The sequence below is a fragment of the Roseococcus sp. SDR genome (assembly GCF_019083995.1).
In the GTDB taxonomy this organism is placed as follows: domain Bacteria; phylum Pseudomonadota; class Alphaproteobacteria; order Acetobacterales; family Acetobacteraceae; genus Roseococcus.
Window position 1 is genome coordinate 169061 of record NZ_JAHRCU010000007.1, and the last position, 18023, is coordinate 187083.

Sequence of the window (18023 nt, forward strand, 5' to 3'; positions counted from 1 at the left end):
GATAAACTTTCATCGCGCAAATACAACCACGCTTTCCAAATGCGGCGACCAGAGGAACTGGTCCACCGGCGCGGCGGAGACCAACTGGAAGCCCGCACCCCGCAGCACCGCCGCATCCCGCCCCAGTGCCGCCGGGCTGCAGGAGACATAGATGAGGTGCGGCAGCGTGCTGCGCGCGATCTGCGCCACCTGCTCGGCGGCACCCGCGAAGGGCGGATCGAGCACCACGGTCGCGAAGTTCTTGAGCTCGGCCGGCAGCAGGGGCTGGCGCACCAGGTCCCGCCGCGCGGGCTGCACGCGCGAGGCCTGGGCGGCGTTGACGGCCAGGCGCAGCGCCTCGGCCGCCGCGGGGTCGCCCTCATAGGCGTGAACGACGTGATTGGCGGCGAGCGGGAAGGAGAGCGTGCCAATGCCGGCATAGAGATCGGCGATGCGGGCGCGGGGGGACATCTTCTTCGGCAGGCCGGCGAGGACGGCGGCGATGATCGCGGCCTCGCCCTCGGCGCTGGCCTGCAGGAAGGCGCCGGGCGGCGGCGAGACCGGCACGCCCGAGAGCATGTGCCGCACCGGCTTGATCTGCGCCGCGACCTCGGCCGGTGCGCCCTTCCCGGCCCAGGCGATGCGCGGGATGCCCGCGCGGGCGGCGAACTCCGCGAGCATCTTGCGGTCGGCCATGGTGAGCGGTGCATCGGTGCGCAGCAGGATATCGGCGCCCGTATCGAGCCAGTTGATGACGGCCGAGCCCAGGCGCTTCAGCGCGTTCAGCCCGCGCAGCGCGTCCTGCAACGCGGGCAGCAGCGCGACGAGGGCTGGCAGCATCACATGGCATTCGCGCATGGGGACGAGATGGGTCGCGCCGCGTTCGTGGAAGCCGATCTCCACGCGGCCATCGGTCAGGCGTTCCAGCCCGAGATCGGCGCGCTGGCGCACGGCGCGCGGCGTGGCCATCATCGGCGCCACGTCGGGGTCGGCATAGCCAGCGCGGGAGAGCGCCTCGGCCAAGCGCCCGCGCTTCCATTCGGCATAGGGCGCATCCGCCCAATGCTGGAGCGCGCAGCCGCCGCAAAGCGTGAAGTGCCGGCAGGGTGGCTCGACGCGATCGGGGCTGGCGGCGAGCACGCCCTCCAGCACCGCACGATCCTTGCCCATCACGCGCGCCGCAACGCGTTCGCCCGGCAAGGTGAAGGAGACAAAGGCCGACCCACCATCGGGCAGCGGCGCAATGCCATCACCCCCTGCCCCCATCTGCGTGACCGCAAGTTCAAGCATCGGGCCGGGACCAACCTTCCAGAACAAGCGACACGCGCAACGGCGCGCCCGCCATGGCCCTCATGTGGCTTCGCCACATGAGGAGGAACCGCCCCGGCAGGATCAGCACCAAACCGGGGCCCCCACAAAAATGCCGAAGGCGTTTTTGTGGGGAATTACCCGAATGCGTTCAGCCCCGTGATGGCACGGCCGAGGATCAGCGCATGCACGTCATGCGTGCCCTCATAGGTGTTCACCGTCTCGAGGTTCATGACGTGGCGGATCACGTGATACTCGTCCACGATGCCATTGCCGCCGTGCATGTCCCGCGCCATGCGCGCGATGTCGAGCGCCTTGCCGCAATTGTTGCGCTTGATCAGGCTGATCATCTCCGGCGCCGCCTTGCCCTCGTCGAAGAGGCGGCCGACGCGAAGTGCCGCCTGCAGGCCCAAGGTGATCTCGGTCTCCATGTCGGCCAGCTTCTTCTGGATGAGCTGCGTCTGCGCCAGCGGCTTGCCGAACATCTTGCGGTTCAGCGTGTAGTCGCGCGCGGCGTGCATGCAGAACTCGGCGGCGCCCAGCACGCCCCAGGCGATGCCGTAGCGCGCGCGGTTGAGGCAGGAGAAGGGGCCGGCCAGCGAGCGCACGCCCGGCAGGCGGTTCTCATCGGGGACGAAGACCTCATCCATCATGATCATGCCGGTGATGGAGGGGCGCAGCGAGAACTTGCCCTCGATCTTCGGCGTGGTGAGGCCCTTCATGCCGCGCTCGAGCAGGAAGCCGCCCAGCGTGCCTTCGTCATCCTTCGCCCAGACCAGGCAGACATCGGAGATGGGCGAGTTGGTGATCCAGGTCTTGGAGCCGGAGACGAGCCAGCCGCCATCCACCTTCTTCGCGCGGGTGCGCATGGAGGAGGGGTCGGAGCCGGCATCGGGCTCGGTCAGGCCGAAGCAGCCGACCCATTCGCCGGTGCGCAGCTTGGGCAGGAATTTCTGCTTCTGCGCCTCGGAGCCATAGGCGTGGATGGGGAACATCACGAGGCTGGACTGGACGGAGAAGGCGGAGCGATAGCCGCTGTCCACGCGCTCCACTTCGCGGGCCATCAGGCCATAGGCGACGTAGCTGACGCCGGCGCAGCCATAGCCTTCGAGGGTGGCGCCCAGGAAACCCTGCTCGCCGAAGGCGTTCATGATGGAGCGGTCGAAGGTCTCGTGCCGGTTGGCCATCAGCACGCCGGGCATCAGCCGGTCCTGGCAGAAGGCGCGGGCGGCGTCGCGGATCATCCGCTCGTCTTCGGTGAGCTGCTCATCCAGCAGGAAGGCGTCGTCCCACTGGAAGGGCGCGGGCTTCGACTTGATGGCGGGCGAGACGATGTTCATGAGCTTCTTCCTTCCGGCGATGCTGGCGCGCTGGCTTTAACATGCCTGAGTTGGGCAGGGCCATGGCCCGCGCAACCCTTAATCCAACGGCGGCAGGCTGCGGAAATAGGCGAAAAGATCGGCGATGTCCTGATCCGTCATCGCGGCCCAGACCCGCCCGCGCCCCATGGGTGGCATGAGGGGCCGGCCATCGGCGCCGATCTCCTCACGCAGCGCCCGGGTGAACTGTGCCAGCGTCCAGTTGCCGATGCCGGTTGTGGTGCTGGGCGTCAGGTTGCGCGCCACCACGGTGCCCCAGGGGCCGGTGAAGGAGAGGCCCTGCGCGCCCTCGCGCCCCGGAATCAGCCGCATGTCCGGGCCGCGGCCGGAATGGCAGTCCAGGCAATGCGCGATGGGGCCGGCGAGATAGGCGCCGCGCGCCACCGGGTTGTCAGCCGGGGGCGGGACGTTGGCCACGGCCGGATGGGCGGGCACCGGGAAGGGATAGGTGGAGCGGCCCTGCACCGCGTTGCGCACCGGCGGCACGGTGCGGAGATAGGCGGCCATGGCGGCGACATCGGCATCGGAGATGCGGCTGTAGAAATCGATCGGCATGGGCCAGCCGATATTGCTGCCATCGGGGCGCTTGCCTTCGCGGATGGCACGGATGATCTGCGCCTCGGTCCAGTTGCCGATGCCGGTCTCGCGGTCCGGCGTGATGTTGGGGACCACGGCCCGCATCGGGCCTTCCTCGATCACCCAGCCGCCGGCCAGGCCACGCCCGGGCAGCGGCGCGCCATCCGGCCCGCGGCTCGCATGGCAATTGGCGCAATGGCCGACGATCTCGACAAGGTAGCGGCCGCGCTCCAGCTGACCGGGGGCGGGCTGGGCCTGCGGCTCGGCCGCCATCGCCGCAAGGCCAAGACCGAATGCCACCAACCACCCCCGCATCGCCGCCCTCCTCGTCATATCGTTGACGGAAGGTTAGGGAAGGGGGCGCGGCGGCTGCAAGGGAAAGCCGCGTCAGGCGGCGGCTTCGGTTCCCTCGGCAGCGACAGGCGCTTCCGCCGGCGTCATGACCTCGGTCGCCATCTCGATGGGGGGCGCTGCCGGGGCCTCGGCGACGGTCTCGGCTGCCGCTTCCGCCGCCGGACGCTTCGGCCGGGGGATGGGGATCAGCATGAAAGCCGGGATGCTGTCGCCGAAACCGCGCACGGCTGGGCCCATATCGTCACGGTCGCGCCCACGTGGAGCCTCATCACGGCCGCGCCCACGCGGGGCCTCGTCCCGGTCACGACCGCGCGGGGCTTCCTCACGGCGGAAATCTTCGCGTGTCGGACGGCCATCGCTCCGGCGCGACGGATCATCGCGGCGAGAGCGATCTTCGCGGGCCTCCGCGCGCGGAGCCTCGTCCCGCGCGGTGGCCTCCTCGGCGTCGCGGCGCGGGCCACGGCCGCGGCTGTCGCTGCGCCCCCGGTCACGGCCGCCGCGGCTCGGCTCGGGCCGTCCGCCCGGCCGAGCGCCGCCCCGGCCACGCCGGCGCGTCGCCGCCTCGGCAATCTCGGCCTCGGTGACGGGATCGAGGCCGTCCACCTCCATGCGCGGGATCACCGCGCCGGTCAGCTTCTCGATGGCCTGGACCAGCTTGCCATCATCCGCCGTCGCGATGGTGTAGGCATGGCCCTCGCGCCCCGCGCGGCCGGTGCGGCCGATACGGTGGACATAGTCCTCCGAGTGGAAGGGCACGTCGAAGTTGAAGACGTGGCTGAGGCCGCCGATGTCGAGGCCGCGCGCCGCGACGTCGGAGCAGACGAGCAGCTGCAGCTCATTCGCCTTGAAGGCGTTCAGCGTGGCGAAGCGGGCGGACTGGTCCATGTCGCCATGCAGCGCGCCGACCGAGAAGCCATGCCGCTTGAGCGACTTGTAGAGGATGTCCACGTCGATCTTGCGATTGCAGAAGATCAGCGCGTTCTGCACCTGCTCGCGCCGGATCAGCCGGCGCAGCGCCTCGCGCTTGTCGCGCTCCTGCACGTAGAGCAGGCCGGTGGTGATGGTGGTGGCCACCGTCGCGGGCCGCGCGACCGTGATCTCCTTCGGGTTCTGCAGGAAGGCATCGGCCAGCTTGCGGATCTCGGGCGCCATGGTGGCCGAGAAGAACAGCGTCTGCCGCAGGCGCGGGATGATCTGCACGATGCGCTCGACATCGGGGATGAAGCCCATGTCCAGCATGCGGTCGGCTTCGTCGATCACCAGCAGCTTGCAATCGGCCATCAGGATGCGGCCGCGATCGAAGAGGTCGAGCAGGCGGCCCGGGGTCGCGATCAGCACGTCCACGCCCTTCTCGAGCACGTCGCGCTGGTCGTTCATGCTCTCGCCGCCGATCAGCAGCGCGTGGTTCAGATTGAGGTGCTTGCCGTATTTCACGAACTGCTCGGCCACCTGGAGCGCCAGCTCGCGCGTCGGCTCCAGGATCAGGCTGCGCGGCATGCGGGCCTTGGCGCGGCTGCCGGCCAGGATGTCCATCATCGGCAGGGTGAAGCTGGCGGTCTTGCCGGTGCCGGTCTGCGCGCAGCCCAGCACGTCCCGGCCCATCAGCACGATGGGGATGGCCTGTTCCTGGATGGGGGTCGGGTGGGTGTAGCCGGCCTCGGTGACGGCGCGGACGATCTCGTCGGAGAGGCCAAGATCGGCGAAGACGGCGCGCGGGGCGGCGGGTTCAGCGTCTTCGGCGTCCGGGGCTTCCGCCGCGACGGTCTCGACCGGCTCGGCAGGCGCTTCGGCGACGATCTCGGCGGCCGGTTGTTCGGTGGCGGCAGTGGTGGCCGCGTCGGCGGCGGGAAGGCTCTCTCCGGGCATGTCACTCGCCACGGCGGCGTTCGGGGTGGTCTCGTTCAAAATGGGGCATCCTGGCCTAAGGGGGCCCGCGCGCAGGCGCAGGGCCGCTCGGGCGGACCTGCCGCCCTCTTCTTCAACGGGGGGCATATGCGCCCGAAACGGGCAGCTTGCAACCGGAAACCGGGCAATTGCGCCGCCCGCGCGCGCGATTTATGCCGCTGACATGGCGATTCCCCTGCTGCTGCTGCCCGGCCTCCTCTGCGATGCGCGCCTCTGGCGTGACTGCATCCCCGCCGGCGCCGATGCCCGCATCGCCGACCTGACGCAGGATGAGAGCGTCGCCGCCATGGCGCGCCGCGCGCTCGGGCTGGTGGCGGATGTGCCGTATTTCGCGGTCGCCGGCCTCTCGATGGGCGGCTATGTGGCGCTTGAGGTCTGGCGCCAGGCGGGGGCGCGGGTCACGCATCTGGCGCTGCTCGACACCTCCGCCCGGCCCGATACGCCGGAGCAGACGCAGCGCCGGCTCGACCTCATCGCGCTGGCGGGGCGCGGCGCCTTCAAGGGCGTCACGCCGCGGTTGCTGCCGATGCTGCTGCACCCCACGCGCCTCGAGAGCCCGCTCGCCGGCGAGGTGATGGCGATGGCCGAACGCGTGGGCGTGGAGGGCTTTCTCCGGCAGCAGCGCGCCATCATGGCGCGGCCGGATTCCCGCCCTGGCCTGCCAGGCATCGGCGTGCCCACCCTGGTGGCCTGCGGCGATGCGGATCTGCTGACGCCGCCCGCGCTGCATGACGAGATGGCCGCCCTGATCCCCGGCGCACGCCAGGCGCGCTTCGCCGGCTGCGGCCACCTGCCCACGATGGAGGCGCCCGAGGTGGTGCGCGCCACGCTGGAGGATTGGCTCAGCCTGCCACGCAGCGCGTGATGCTCGGCTGATCCCGCGCCGGGATGGCGGTGGTGCCCGGCGGGCAGGGCGCCTGGGCGCGCGTCGGCGGCGGCAGCCCCTGGTCCCAGTCGCGCACCGAGGGGTCATCGCCGAGCCAGCCCGTGCCGGCGGCGCCGATGCCCGGGCCACGCGTGCACCGCCCCCGCCCCTGCGGCGTGCCGCCATGCGGGCAGAGGAAAGCGCGGGCCGAGGCGAGGGCGGCCGCGCTCGCCCGCGGGCTGCGCGGCTGGCCCAGCGGACGCGCCTCCGCCACACGCCCAGCGCCGCGCGTCTCGGCACGCGGCCCCGTCGGGTTGCGCGGCCATTCCTGCGCGGCGGCGGTGGCGCTCCAGGCGAGCGCGAGAAGGGCGGCGAGAAGGCGCATCGGCTGCCACTATAGAGCAGGGCGGCTCGCGATGGGATGAAGGCGGCGCGGGAATGCTTCCGAGCGTGCCGGTCCGGATTGCGCTCAGCACATGCCTGCCGCATCATCCTTCCGACCATAGGCAAACTTGGCCCGAGATCCTGCCGCTCGACACGTGCCCTCGCCGGCGCGGCGGCGGCATCATGGGGCCGGAGGCGGCGGCGTTGGATTGATGCGGGGCTTCTTCCTTCTCCTCGCCGGCCTTGTGCTGGCACTGCCGGCGGCGGCACAGCAGCAGCAGCCGAGCAACGCCTGCCGCGTCGCCTGCCGCGTCGGTCAAGGCACGCCCTCGCCGGACCAGCGGCAATGCCTCGTGCAATGCATGGCCGGACAGCCGATCAGCCGTGACGCGCCGGGCCAGGCCAGGCCGGCCGGTTCGCAGGCGGCGGCGCCCTCGGCCCTGGTGCGGCCCCATCAGCCGGCCCAGCCGAACGCACAGCAGCAACAGCAACAACAACAGCAGCAGCGCGGACGACCGACGACGCCACCGCCCGGCGCAGCACAGGCCGCGAGCCGCGCCCCACCGCCGCCGACCCATAGGCCCGGCATGACCTATGGCGCCTTCTACATTGGCATCCCACCAGCCATGACCTACGGCGTCTCCGTCGGGCAGCGGGACCGGACGCAGGCGCATCGCATGGCGGAAACCACCTGCCGCGGACGGGGCGGCAGCTGCTCACTCCAGGTCGAGTTCAATGACAGCTGCGTGGCCGTGATGGAGGGCGTGCGGCGCGCGCCCAGCGCCTTTTTCATGACCAGCGATCCTCGCACCTACGTGGTCCGTGCCATCACCCTCGGCAATGCCGGCAATCCGGCCGATGCCGAGCGTATGGCACGGGATGCCTGCGCACTGCGCGAGCGCGGCGCGCTCACCTGCCGCATCGTGCATGCGGAGTGCGGCGCCCGCTGAAACACGCCGCGGGAGCCATCAACGCCGTGCTGTACGCACCAGTTCCGCCAGTTCGCGGTTGAAGCGCGGCGCGTCCTCCCAGAAGGGCGCATGCCCGATGAAGGGATATTCGCTGAGCCGCGCGCCGGGGATCAGCGCCGCGGTGTGCCGCCCCATGCTGATGTCCGAGACCTTGTCCAGCACGCCATGCGTGACCAGCACCGGCACATCCACCGTGCGCAGCCGGTTCTCGAAGGTGATGGGCCGGCCGCCCAGGCCCAGTCGCACATGGCGCGGCACCATCATGTTGAAGGAGAGCATCACCTCGAAGTCGTTGGCGCTGGGCTGCACCTCGAAGCAGTCGCGCAGGAAGGCGATGGTGGCGGCGATGGCGGTCGCGGGGTCGGCGCTGCCCATCGGGCCCAGGTGGCGCAACGCGCGGCCATAGCGCGAGGTATCGGCGGTGGAGGAGGTGGCGGCGACCCAGTTCATCGCGCCGATGGCGCCGGTGCCGTATTCGGCCACGTAGTCGCCCATCAGCCGCCCGGCATAGGACCAGCCGACCAGCGTGGGGCGCGCGAGCTGCGTTTGCTCGATCACCGCCTTCACGTCATCGGCCCAGAGCTTGCTGTTGCGGTAGTGCTCGTTGCCGACGGGTTTGTCGCTCATGCCATGGCCGCGCAGGTCGAGCGCCACCATGCGGAAGTCGCGAGCCAAGGCGGGGTCGCGCACCTGCCGGTCCCAGCACAGGGCGGCCTGGGCATAGCCGTGCAGGAAGAGGATCGCGGGGCCGTTCGGGTTGCCATACTCATAGGCGGCGAGGGTCAGACCATCCGGCGTGCGGATGTTGTGCGCGCGGTAGGGCAGCGCGGGCCCCGCCGGGGCGGCGGGCGCGGGTGTCGCGGGCGCCTGGGCCAGCGTCACGCCGCCAGGCAGCGCGGCGGCGGCGGCGAGGCCGGCGGTCAGGGTGTTGCGGCGGCTGGGCATCAGGTTCCTCCAATTCGTCTTTGGAGGAAGGCTAACGCTTCTGGCTCCGCGGATCGAGAGCGTCGCGCAGCCCGTCGCCCACCAGGTTGAAGGCCAGCACCACCAGGAAGATCGCGAGGCCGGGGAAGATGGCGAGCCAGGGCGCGCTTTCGATGAAGCGTTGCGCCGAGTTCAGCATCGAGCCCCAGGAGGGGTTGGGCGGCTGCTGCCCGAGACCCAGGAAGCTCAGCGAGGCCTCGGCGATGATCGCCTCCGCGATGGCGAGCGTCGCCTGCACGAGAAGCGGCGGGAGGATGTTGGGCAGCACGTGCATCAGGCCGATGCGCCAGGGCGGATTTCCCATGGCGCGCGCCGCCTCCACCCAGTCGGTGCTGCGCGCATCCAGCGCCATGCCGCGCGCAAGCCGCACGAAGATGGGCGAGGCGGAGATGGCGATGGCGAGCATCGCGTTCTCGAGCGCGGGGCCGAGGAAGGCGGCGAGCGCGATGGCGAGGATGAGGAAGGGGATGGAGAGCATGGCATCGGCCACGCGGCTGATCACCATGTCCATCCACTTGCCGCCAAGGCCGGCGAGCAGCCCGATCGGCACCCCGATCAGCGCGGCACCGCCCACCGCGATGACGCCGGCCATGAGGCTCGCGCGCGCGCCATGCAGCACGCGGCTCAGCACGTCCCGCCCGTTCTCGTCGGTGCCGAAGGGATGCGCCCAGGAGGGCGGCTGGCGCAGGCGGGACCAGCTGGTCTCCAGCGGATCATAGGGCGCGATCCAGGGAGCGAGCACGGCGGCCGCCACGAAGATGACGACGACGACGAGGCCGAACATGGCGAGCTTGTGCTGCGCGAAGCGGCGCAGTGCGCGGCGGCCGGGGCTTTCGCCGGACTCGATGGCGGCGACGCTCATGCCGTGCGCAGCCGCGGGTTGATGGCCATGTAGAGCATGTCGGCGATCAGGCTGAGGGTCACGAAGATCAGCGCGGTGGCCATCACCACGCCCTGCACCACCGGGTAGTCGCGGTTGAACACCGCATCCACCACCAGCTTGCCGAAGCCCGGGATGGAGAAGATCTGCTCGGTCAGCACGGCACCCGCCAGCAGCCGGCCAAACTCGATGGTGCCCAGCGTCACCACCGGGATCAGCGCGTTGCGCAGCGCGTGCTTGCCGACGACGAGCTTCTCCGAGAGGCCCTTGGCGCGCGCGGTCCGCACATAATCCTGGCTGAGCGCGCCCAGCATGGCGGCCCGGGTGTGGCGCATCAGCACGGAGGCGACGCCGGTGCCGAGCACGAAGGCCGGCATGATGGTCGTCTCCAGGCTCATCACCGGGTCTTCCCAGAGGGGCACATAGCCGCTCGGCGGAAGCCAACCCAATTGCACGCTGAACAGCAGGATCATCATGATGCCGAGCCAGAAATTCGGCATGGAGATGCCGAAGAGCGCCACGCCATTGATCGCCCAGTCGGACGGCCGGTCCCGCCAGACGGCGCTGAGCACGCCCGCCGGCACGCCGATCAGCACGCCGATGACGAAGCTCATCGCCGCGAGCTGGAAGGTGACGGGCAGCTTCTCGAGGATGAGCTGCCCCACCGGCATGCGGATGCGCCAGGAGAAGCCGAAATCCCCGTGCAGCACGCGGACCAGCCAGTGCAGATATTGCTCCGCCAGCGGCCGGTCGAGCAGCAGTTCGGCGCGGATCTGCGCCAGCACCTGCGGGTCGCCCCGCTCCTCGCCCGCCAGGATCAGCGCCGGGTCGCCAGGCATCAGCTGCTGCAGCCCGAAGACCAGCACCGAGAGGATGAGCAGCGTCGGGATGACCTGCCCGAGGCGGCGGAGGAGCCAGAGGGCCATGGGGTTACTGCAGACGCATGCCCTGCGGGCGGATCAGGCCATCCGGCACGCTGACGAAGCCGTTGAGCCGCGCCGTGTGCGCCACGATGTTCTTGCGGTGCCACAGGTAGATGCGGTGGCGGTCCTGCCGGAAGGCGATCTGATAGGCCTGGGCGTAGAGGGCGCGCCGCGCATCGGGATTGGCTTCCACGCGCGCGGCATCCAGCAGGCGGTCCACCTCGGGGTTGCTGTAGCGCCCGTCATTCTGCGCGCCGCGCGAATGGGTGAAGGCCCAGAGATTGCCGTCAATGTCCACGCGGCCCGACCAGGCCACCAGGTACAGCTCGAATTCGCCACGCGCCGCGGCTTGCAGCGAGGTGGCGAATTCCGTCGCGTTCAGGCGGAGTTCGAAGCCCGCCTCGCGCACCATGGCCTGGATCACCTCGCCCGCCTGGCGGAGATCCGGGTTGTTCGGCACGGTCATTTCCACGCGCACGGGCGTCGTCACGCCCGCCTCGCGCAGCAGGGCGCGGGCGCGCTCCACATTGCGCGGTTCGGGGCGGAAATCGCGGACATGCATGGGATTCGCCGGCGGCACGGGCTGCGCGGTGGGGGCGAACATCCCCTCATAGACCACGCGGTTCACCGCATCGCGGTCGATCGCCAGCTCGAAGGCTTCGCGCACACGGGCATTCTGGCCCATCGGCGTCTGCGCGCGGGCGCCATTGCCGGTGTTGATGGTGATGCCCTGGTAGCCGAGCTCATCGCTGATCGAAAGACGCAGGCGGTTGTTGCGGCGCACGGCCGGCACGTCATCGGGGTCGATGGTCTGCACCATCTCCAAGGCACCCGATTGCAGGTTGGCGAGGCGCACCGTGCTGTCCGGGATCGGCAGGTAGGTGATGCGGTTCAGATGGATGGCGCCGGCGTTCCAATATTCCGGGAAGCGCTCCACCACGATGCGGTCCTGCGCCACACGCTCGACGAAGCGGAAGGGCCCGGCGCAGACGGGGCGGTTGCCGAAATTGCGGCCCGCGGCCTCGGCGGCCTTGGGGCTCACGATCATGCCGGCGCGGTCGGTGAGCTGGCTGAGGAAGGGCGCGGAGGGCGCCGTCAGCTTGATGCGGATCTGCGTCGGGCTCACCACCTCCATCGCCTCGATGGTGTTGATCTCGCTGCGGCGGAAGCTGCCCTGCATCGTCAGGTGGCGGTTCAGGCTATAGCGCACCGCCTCCGCGTCCATCACCTCGCCATCATGGAAGCGCACACCTTCGCGCAGCGTGATGAGCAGCGTACGCGGATCCTCCCAGCTATAGCCGGTGGCGAGTTGGGGGACGATCTCCAGCCGCTCATTGATGTCGAAGAGCTTGTCGCACAGGCTCGCGAAGACGATGCGGCCGACGAAGGTGCGCGCCAGGGTGGGGTCGAGGATGTCCGGATCCTCGCGCAGGCCGATGCGGAGGTTTTGGGCTTGCGCGTCAGCGATGCCGGCGGAGAGGCCGATAGCGGCGCAGGCGGCCAGAAGAATGCGGCGGATCATGCGGGTTGCTCCGTGAAATAGGCTTGCAGTCGGGCGAGGCGTGCATCGGCCGCGGCCTCGCGGATCGGGGGCACGGCGGGCAGGCTCTCCTGCAAATGGCAGGCGGCGCGATGCGCCTCGCCTTGCAGAAGCGGCACCTGCTCGCGGCAGAGGGGCTCAGCGTGCGGGCAGCGCGTGTGGAAGCGGCAGCCGGGCGGTGGCGAGACGGGCGAGGGCACATCGCCCTCCAGCAGCTTTGCCGTTCCGCCCTGGCCGGGCACGGCGGCGAGCAGCGCGCGGGTATAGGGGTGGCGCGGCGCGTGGAAGAGCGTCTCGGCTGGCCCCTGCTCCACCACCTGGCCGAGATACATCACCGCCACCTCATCGGCGATCTGCCGGACCACGCCGAGGTCATGGCTGATCAGCACGAAGGTGAGGCCGAGATCGCGGATCAGGTCACCCAGCAGGTTCACCACCTGCGCCTGCACGGAAACGTCGAGGGCGGAAACGGGCTCATCGCCGATGATGAGGCGCGGCTCGGAAGCCAGCGCGCGGGCGATGGCGATGCGCTGGCGCTGCCCGCCGCTGAACTCATGCGGCCAGCGGCGCGCGAGCTCCGGGCGTAGTCCCACGCGCTCCAGCAATTCGGCGACGCGCGCGCGCTCCCGCCCGCGATGCAGCTTGTGGAGGATCAGCGGCTCGGTGATCGCGGCCTCGACCGTCATGCGCGGGTCGAGACTGGCGAAGGGGTCCTGGAAGATGAGCTGCATCTCACGCCGACGGGCGCGCAGCGCGGCGGGCGGCAGGGCCAGCACATCCTCGCCATCGAAGCGCAGACTGCCGGAATCGGGCTCGATCAGCCGCAGCAGCAGGCGGCCCAGGGTGGATTTGCCGCAGCCGCTCTCGCCCACGATGGCGAGCACGCGGCCGCGCGGCACGGCGAGCGAGACGCCATCCACCGCGCGCACCGCGCCGCGCGTGCGGCCCAGGCTGTCGCGGAAGGGGAAGTGCTTGACGAGGCCGTCGGCCTGAAGAAGCGCGCTCATGCGGCCAGCACCTGATCCAGCGGCGCGCGATGGCAGGCGGCGAGATGGCCGGGCGTCACCTCCGCGAGCGGCGGCAGCGCCTCGCAGGCGGGGATGGCGAAGGGGCAGCGCGGGGCGAAGCGGCAGCCGGGCGGGGGGGTGCGCAGATCCGGCACCGTTCCCTCGATGGAAGCGAGGCGCGCGCGGCGGGAATCCAGGCGGGGTGCCGCGCCCAGCAGGCCGATGGTGTAGGGGTGCTCGGGCCGGTCGAAGAGCGCGGCGGTGGGCGCGCGTTCGGCGAGGCGCCCGGCATACATCACCGCCACCTCATCCGCATGGTCGCGCACCACGCCGAGATCATGGGTGATGAGGACCACGGCCGTTCCCGTCTCGCGCTTCAGCTCATCGAGCAGCGCCAGGATCTGCGCCTGCACCGTGACGTCCAGCGCCGTGGTCGGCTCGTCGGCGATGAGCAGCTTGGGCTTGCAGGCCAGCGCGATGGCGATCATCACGCGCTGGCGCATGCCGCCCGAAAGCTGGTGCGGATACTGCTTCGCGCGCCGCGCGGCTTCCGGAATGCGGACGCGCTCCAGCATGGCGACGGCGCGGTCCATCGCGTCGCGCGCGTTCAGTCCCGCATGCAGGCGCAGGGCCTCGGCCACTTGCTCGCCCGCGGTGAAGGCGGGGTTCAGGCTGGTCATCGGCTCCTGGAAGATCATGGCCAGGTCCCGCCCGCGCGCGCTGCGTTGGCGCTCCGGCGTCAGCGCCTGACCGGCGAGGGTGAGCTTTCCCGAGACCGCGGCATTCTCGGCCAGCAGGCCCAGGATGGAGAGCGCGGTGGCCGACTTGCCGCAGCCGCTCTCGCCGACGATGGCCAGCGTGCGGCCTGGCGCCACGGCGAAGGAGAGGCCATCCACCGCGCGCAGCACGCCGCGCTCGGTATGGAAATCAATGCAGAGGCCATCGACCTCGAGCGCGTTCATGCGACGCCCGCCTTGGCGAGCGCGGCGTTGATCACCGCACGGTCGAAGACGCCCGGATGGTCGGCACCGGGGAGGAAGCGGCGGAAATGCACGAAGCGCTGCTGCGCCACACCATGCAGGCGGCGGAGCTCGGCCAGCGGGTCGGCATGGTCATCCACGCGCAGGTCCAGATCCGGGTAGGGGTCGTTGGACGTCACGATCAGCGCGGCGGATTGCTTGCCACGCGCATCGCCGCCCGCCGCCTCGCCCGCTTCCATGGCATGGATCAGGCGCAGGGCCATCGGCAAATGCGGCGCGGCGAGGAAGGCGGCCAGTGTATCCTCGACCACGCGCGGGCCGGCCAGCATGTTGCCCGCGACCGAGACATTCTCCGCCCGCACCGCGCCGCACCAGGGCACGCAGTCACTGCCGGTGTGCTGGGCGATGCGCCCATCCGCCGAGAGGATGTGGCATTGCCGGGATTCCCGCCCCGCATCGGCGGCGAGCAGCGCGGCCAGCGCCTCCTCCGGCGCCGTGCCTGAGCGCAAAGCGTCAACTCCGCGCGGGGCGTAGAGCGGGTGGATCAGCGCCTGGGTGGCGAGTGCGCCGACACCCGCTTCAGCGCGCGGGCAGAGGGCGCCCACCGCGAAGAAGCGCGTCGCGACGATGACGCCCAATTCTCCGCTCTGCGGATCGCGGGCGAGGAGGGACCAGGTCATGTCGCGCGTCATGCGGCGGGGCGGCGCGGGATGCAAGGGGCACCCCGACCGGCCGGCGCGGCACCCGCGGCCACCTGCCCGCGAAAGCGGCGATCCCCTGCTCCGGATTGCCCGCCTATTCGGCGGCGGGCTTCAACACGCCGCGCCGCACCTGGTCCAGCTCGATGCTTTCGAACAGCGCGCGGAAATTGCCCTCGCCGAAGCCCTGGTCGCCCTTGCGCTGGATGAGCTCGAAGAAGATCGGGCCGATCACGGTGTTGGTGAAGATCTGCAGCAGGCGGCCACCGGAAGGCGAGCCATCCATCAGGATGCGGTTGCGCTGCATCCGCGCGAAATCCTCATCCGTGCCGGGCAGCCGGCCGGGCAGCAGCTCGTAATAGGTGTCGGGCGTATCGAGGAAGGCCACGCCCTCGCGGCGCAGGCCCTCCACGCTCGCGTAGATGTCCTTGGTGCCCATCGCGATGTGCTGGATGCCCTCGCCGCCATAGGCGCGGAGATATTCCTCGATCTGCGACTTGTCGTCGCTGCTCTCATTGATCGGGATGCGGATCTGGCCGCAGGGCGAGGTCATCGCCTTGGACTTCAGCCCGGTCAGCTTGCCCTCGATGTCGAAGTAGCGGATCTCGCGGAAGTTGAAGAGGCGCTCATAGAAGCCGGCCCAGGCGTCCATCCGGCCGCGATGCACATTGTGCGTCAGGTGGTCGATCACCGTCAGGTCATGGCCGGCCGGGTTCGGGTCCACGCCGTCGATCCAGCGGAAATCCACGTCGTAGATCGAGCCCTTGGCGCCGTAGCGATCCACGAAATAGATCAGCGAGCCGCCGATGCCCTCGATGGCGGGGATGTTCAGCTCCATCGGCCCGACGCGGCCATGGAAGGGGCGGGCGCCCAGGCTGATCGCGCGCTCGAAGGCGGCGGCCGCATCAGCCACGCGGAAGGCCATGGCGCAGGCCGATGGGCCGTGCACGCGGCCGAAGGATTGCGCGAAGCTCGCGGGTTCGGCGTTGAGGATGAAGTTCACCTCGCCCTGGCGCCAGAGCGTCACATCCTTGCTGCGATGGCGCGCGACCATGGTGAAGCCGAGGCGGGCGAAGACGTCGCGCAGATGCGCCGTGTCCGGGCCGGTGAACTCCACGAACTCGAAGCCGTCCGTCCCCATGGGGTTGGCCTCGCAGATGCGGCCGGCGATGTCGGTACGGTCGGGCGGGATGTCCATGGACGCTCTCCTGGGCGGGTTTCTCGCCTTGTAGCGGGTGATCCTGGGTGAAACTCACCGAATGCGCTGCTAGAGAGGAGGAGGATGACAATCTTTCACTCCCAAAGGATGCATTCATGGGGAAAACCACCACGATTGGCCTGGATGCGGCGGATCGTCGCATCCTGCGCGCCCTGCAGCGCGACGGCCGCCTCCCCATCACCGCGCTGGCCGAGCAGGTCGGCCTTTCCGCCACCCCCTGCCAGCGCCGCGTGAAACGGCTGGAGGAAGCCGGCGTGATCGCCGGCTATGCCGCGCGCATCAGCGCCGCGCGCGTCGGCCTGCCCTTGCAGGCCTTCGTGCAGGTCGCGTTGGAAAGCCATTCGGAGGAGGTGGCCGAGCGCTTCCACACCGCACTCGCCGCCCGGCCCGAGGTCATCGCCGCCTATACGATGAGCGGCGAGATGGACTACCTGCTGCACGTCCTCGCACCCGACATGGAGGCCTTCGGTGAGTTCGCGACGCGCGGCCTGCTGCGCATGCCCGGGGTGAAGGAAACCCGCAGCAGCTTCGTCCTGGCCACGCTGAAGGAGGGCGGGGACGTACCGGTCTGACTGGCGCGGCACGGCACAGGGCGTCTATACGGCCGTGCCACCGCAAGGTCTTCCGGATGACGCCCGACCAGATCTCCCTCGTCCAGCAGAGCTTCCGCCAGGTCGAGGCGATCCAGGAGACCGCCGCGCGGATCTTCTATGCGAGGCTGCGGGAGGCGGACCCCTCCACCGCGCCCCTTTTCGCGAAAAGCGACATGGCCCTGCAGGGGCACAAGCTGATGGCGGCGATCGCGATGGTGGTGAACGGGCTGAACCGGCCCGAGGTGGTGATCCCGGCCGCGCAGGACATGGCGCGCCGGCATGTCGGCTATGGCGTGACGCGGGCGCATTACGCCAGCGTGGGCGCCGCCCTTCTCTGGACGCTGGGCCAGGGCCTTGGCGCCAGCTTCACGCCCGAGGTGGAGGCCGCGTGGACCGCCGCCTATGATCTGCTGAGCGCCATCATGATCGAGGCCGCCTACCCCGGGTGATGCAGGGCGCGGCCGCCCATGCCGGCGGCCGGGGCGGGGCCGATGCCGGCCCGCGGAGGGCGGGGCATGGGCGCCCGCCGGGCCCATTCGAGGGCAGAGGGCGGTGGTGCGGGGAAGAGCGTGCGCAGCCCCGTCTCAAGATCCGTCGCGGCCTCGACGCCCAGCACATGGATCGCTTCGTTCGGGTCACCCAGCAGGGCGCGCAGGTCCTGCGGGCGGCGGGGGCCGAATTGCACCAGCGGCACTCGGGCGGCGACCACGCCCATCAGGTCGGCCAGTCCGCGCAGCGTCGTGCCGCGGCCGGTGCAGAGGTTGAGCGCCAAGGCCTGGGGCTGAAGCTGCAGCATCTGCATACCAGCGAAGAAATGCCGCACCACGTCTGAAACATGGACGAAGTCCCGCACCTGCTGGCCATCGCCATGCAGGGTGATGACCTGGCCCGCCAGGATGCGCTCGGCGAAGATCGCGACGACGTCGCGCCGGTGGCCCTCGGCGCGCGGGCCATAGGCATGGAAGATGCGCAGGCCGAGATTGGGAACGCCGTGCTGGGCGAAGGCCAGCGCGGCGTGATGCTCGGCGCCCAGCTTGTCGGCGCCCAGATGGCCATGGGGGCGCGGACGCGCGGCCTCCTGAATGGCCCGCGGCCCTTGCTCGCCATAAATGGCGGCGGAGGAGGCAAAGCAGACGGGAATGCGCCCGGCGGCGCGCGCCGCGTCCAGAACGGCGATGGTGCCGCCCAGATTGACCGCGTGGGAGCGGGACCAGCCCTCCTGGCAGCGGGCTTCGGCGGTCATGGCGGCGAGGTGGAAGATCCCGGCGCAATCCTCGACCGCGCGGCGCACGAGCGTCGCATCCGCGACATCGCCCTCCAGGAATTCCACGGCAGGGTCTGCGGGGCGTACGCCGGAGGAGAGGTCATCCAGCACGCGCACCCGGTGGCCCGCCCGCAGCAGAGCCTCGGTCAGGTGGCTTCCGATGAAGCCGGCGCCGCCAGTGACGAGATAGCGGGACATGGGTACGCCTCCGGGG

General features: G+C 70.4%; 18 protein-coding genes. 4 read left to right on the forward strand and 14 right to left on the reverse strand.

Annotated features, from left to right (window positions below; genetic code table 11):
- Positions 1-9: 9 nt before the first annotated feature.
- From KTR66_RS10275 to KTR66_RS10290, 4 genes are all read right to left on the reverse strand, one after another.
- On the reverse strand, positions 10-1269 hold the full coding sequence (locus KTR66_RS10275; RefSeq protein WP_213612503.1) for a class I SAM-dependent RNA methyltransferase: 1260 nt from the start codon (positions 1267-1269) through the stop codon (positions 10-12).
- Positions 1270-1424: 155 nt separating this feature from the next.
- The gene (locus tag KTR66_RS10280; protein WP_213612504.1) at positions 1425-2627 is read right to left on the reverse strand and encodes an acyl-CoA dehydrogenase; all 1203 of its coding nucleotides are present in this window, start codon (positions 2625-2627) and stop codon (positions 1425-1427) included.
- 78 nt (positions 2628-2705) lie between these two features.
- Positions 2706-3542: a c-type cytochrome gene (locus tag KTR66_RS10285; RefSeq protein WP_213612505.1), complete on the reverse strand. Its 837-nt coding sequence runs from the start codon at positions 3540-3542 to the stop codon at positions 2706-2708.
- A gap of 87 nt (positions 3543-3629) precedes the next feature.
- Positions 3630-5462: a DEAD/DEAH box helicase gene (locus tag KTR66_RS10290; protein ID WP_249732024.1), complete on the reverse strand. Its 1833-nt coding sequence runs from the start codon at positions 5460-5462 to the stop codon at positions 3630-3632.
- Between the two features lie 202 nt (positions 5463-5664).
- On the opposite strand from KTR66_RS10290, the gene KTR66_RS10295 reads away from it, so the two are divergent.
- Positions 5665-6366, forward strand: a complete 702-nt coding sequence (locus tag KTR66_RS10295; RefSeq protein WP_213612507.1) for an alpha/beta fold hydrolase — start codon at positions 5665-5667, stop codon at positions 6364-6366.
- Here the strand turns inward: KTR66_RS10295 and KTR66_RS10300 are convergent.
- Positions 6344-6751 carry a hypothetical protein gene (locus KTR66_RS10300; protein ID WP_213612508.1) on the reverse strand — a complete coding sequence of 136 codons (408 nt, stop codon included), beginning with the start codon at positions 6749-6751 and terminating at the stop codon, positions 6344-6346. The two genes, KTR66_RS10295 and KTR66_RS10300, sit on opposite strands and share 23 nt — an antisense overlap.
- 586 nt (positions 6752-7337) lie before the next feature.
- On the opposite strand from KTR66_RS10300, the gene KTR66_RS25285 reads away from it, so the two are divergent.
- Positions 7338-7700, forward strand: coding sequence for a DUF4189 domain-containing protein (locus tag KTR66_RS25285; protein ID WP_371819081.1), 363 nt, complete (start codon positions 7338-7340; stop codon positions 7698-7700).
- Between the two features lie 18 nt (positions 7701-7718).
- Here the strand turns inward: KTR66_RS25285 and KTR66_RS10310 are convergent, their stop codons facing one another.
- From KTR66_RS10310 to hppD, 8 genes are all read right to left on the reverse strand, one after another.
- Positions 7719-8666 (reverse strand): alpha/beta fold hydrolase, encoded by a 948-nt coding sequence (locus KTR66_RS10310; protein WP_213612510.1) that lies wholly within the window; start codon positions 8664-8666, stop codon positions 7719-7721.
- Positions 8667-8697: 31 nt separating this feature from the next.
- Positions 8698-9567, reverse strand: a complete 870-nt coding sequence (locus KTR66_RS10315) for an ABC transporter permease (protein WP_213612511.1) — start codon at positions 9565-9567, stop codon at positions 8698-8700.
- On the reverse strand, positions 9564-10511 hold the full coding sequence (locus KTR66_RS10320) for an ABC transporter permease (RefSeq protein WP_213612512.1): 948 nt from the start codon (positions 10509-10511) through the stop codon (positions 9564-9566). The genes KTR66_RS10315 and KTR66_RS10320 overlap by 4 nt, the downstream gene beginning before the upstream one ends.
- A gap of 4 nt (positions 10512-10515) precedes the next feature.
- Entirely contained in the window at positions 10516-12030 is a 1515-nt protein-coding gene (locus KTR66_RS10325) for an ABC transporter substrate-binding protein (RefSeq protein WP_249732004.1), read from the reverse strand.
- Positions 12027-13055, reverse strand: a complete 1029-nt coding sequence (locus KTR66_RS10330; protein WP_213612513.1) for an ABC transporter ATP-binding protein — start codon at positions 13053-13055, stop codon at positions 12027-12029. The genes KTR66_RS10325 and KTR66_RS10330 overlap by 4 nt, the downstream gene beginning before the upstream one ends.
- The gene (locus tag KTR66_RS10335) at positions 13052-14017 is read right to left on the reverse strand and encodes an ABC transporter ATP-binding protein (RefSeq protein WP_213612514.1); all 966 of its coding nucleotides are present in this window, start codon (positions 14015-14017) and stop codon (positions 13052-13054) included. The genes KTR66_RS10330 and KTR66_RS10335 overlap by 4 nt, the downstream gene beginning before the upstream one ends.
- Positions 14014-14715, reverse strand: coding sequence for a DUF1028 domain-containing protein (locus tag KTR66_RS10340; protein ID WP_213612515.1), 702 nt, complete (start codon positions 14713-14715; stop codon positions 14014-14016). Before KTR66_RS10340 ends, KTR66_RS10335 begins: the two co-directional genes overlap by 4 nt.
- A gap of 115 nt (positions 14716-14830) precedes the next feature.
- A complete protein-coding gene (gene hppD / locus KTR66_RS10345; protein ID WP_213612516.1) occupies positions 14831-15931 on the reverse strand; it encodes a 4-hydroxyphenylpyruvate dioxygenase in 1101 nt (366 codons plus the stop codon).
- A 116-nt stretch (positions 15932-16047) separates the two neighbouring features.
- On the opposite strand from hppD, the gene KTR66_RS10350 reads away from it, so the two are divergent.
- Positions 16048-16524, forward strand: a complete 477-nt coding sequence (locus KTR66_RS10350; RefSeq protein ID WP_213612517.1) for an Lrp/AsnC family transcriptional regulator — start codon at positions 16048-16050, stop codon at positions 16522-16524.
- Positions 16525-16580: 56 nt separating this feature from the next.
- The gene (locus tag KTR66_RS10355; RefSeq protein WP_213612518.1) at positions 16581-16994 is read left to right on the forward strand and encodes a globin family protein; all 414 of its coding nucleotides are present in this window, start codon (positions 16581-16583) and stop codon (positions 16992-16994) included.
- On the opposite strand, the gene KTR66_RS10360 is transcribed toward KTR66_RS10355, so the two are convergent.
- Positions 16982-18007, reverse strand: a complete 1026-nt coding sequence (locus tag KTR66_RS10360) for an NAD-dependent epimerase/dehydratase family protein (RefSeq protein WP_213612519.1) — start codon at positions 18005-18007, stop codon at positions 16982-16984. The genes KTR66_RS10355 and KTR66_RS10360 overlap by 13 nt on opposite strands.
- Between the last annotated feature and the right edge of the window lie 16 nt (positions 18008-18023).

Bases quoted from the DNA above. Each gene is read 5' to 3' on its own strand.
- hppD (WP_213612516.1), bottom strand. From the start codon at position 15,931: ATGGACATCCCGCCCGACCGTACCGACATCGCCGGCCGCATCTGCGAG.
- KTR66_RS10320 (WP_213612512.1), bottom strand. From the start codon at position 10,511: ATGGCCCTCTGGCTCCTCCGCCGCCTCGGGCAGGTCATCCCGACGCTG.
- KTR66_RS10325 (WP_249732004.1), bottom strand. From the start codon at position 12,030: ATGATCCGCCGCATTCTTCTGGCCGCCTGCGCCGCTATCGGCCTCTCC.
- KTR66_RS10335 (WP_213612514.1), bottom strand. From the start codon at position 14,017: ATGAACGCGCTCGAGGTCGATGGCCTCTGCATTGATTTCCATACCGAG.
- KTR66_RS10330 (WP_213612513.1), bottom strand. From the start codon at position 13,055: ATGAGCGCGCTTCTTCAGGCCGACGGCCTCGTCAAGCACTTCCCCTTC.
- KTR66_RS25285 (WP_371819081.1), top strand. From the start codon at position 7,338: ATGACCTATGGCGCCTTCTACATTGGCATCCCACCAGCCATGACCTAC.
- KTR66_RS10350 (WP_213612517.1), top strand. From the start codon at position 16,048: ATGGGGAAAACCACCACGATTGGCCTGGATGCGGCGGATCGTCGCATC.
- KTR66_RS10355 (WP_213612518.1), top strand. From the start codon at position 16,581: ATGACGCCCGACCAGATCTCCCTCGTCCAGCAGAGCTTCCGCCAGGTC.
- KTR66_RS10280 (WP_213612504.1), bottom strand. From the start codon at position 2,627: ATGAACATCGTCTCGCCCGCCATCAAGTCGAAGCCCGCGCCCTTCCAG.
- KTR66_RS10275 (WP_213612503.1), bottom strand. From the start codon at position 1,269: ATGCTTGAACTTGCGGTCACGCAGATGGGGGCAGGGGGTGATGGCATT.
- KTR66_RS10360 (WP_213612519.1), bottom strand. From the start codon at position 18,007: ATGTCCCGCTATCTCGTCACTGGCGGCGCCGGCTTCATCGGAAGCCAC.
- KTR66_RS10340 (WP_213612515.1), bottom strand. From the start codon at position 14,715: ATGACCTGGTCCCTCCTCGCCCGCGATCCGCAGAGCGGAGAATTGGGC.
- KTR66_RS10300 (WP_213612508.1), bottom strand. From the start codon at position 6,751: ATGCGCCTTCTCGCCGCCCTTCTCGCGCTCGCCTGGAGCGCCACCGCC.
- KTR66_RS10315 (WP_213612511.1), bottom strand. From the start codon at position 9,567: ATGAGCGTCGCCGCCATCGAGTCCGGCGAAAGCCCCGGCCGCCGCGCA.
- KTR66_RS10290 (WP_249732024.1), bottom strand. From the start codon at position 5,462: ATGCCCGGAGAGAGCCTTCCCGCCGCCGACGCGGCCACCACTGCCGCC.
- KTR66_RS10310 (WP_213612510.1), bottom strand. From the start codon at position 8,666: ATGCCCAGCCGCCGCAACACCCTGACCGCCGGCCTCGCCGCCGCCGCC.
- KTR66_RS10295 (WP_213612507.1), top strand. From the start codon at position 5,665: ATGGCGATTCCCCTGCTGCTGCTGCCCGGCCTCCTCTGCGATGCGCGC.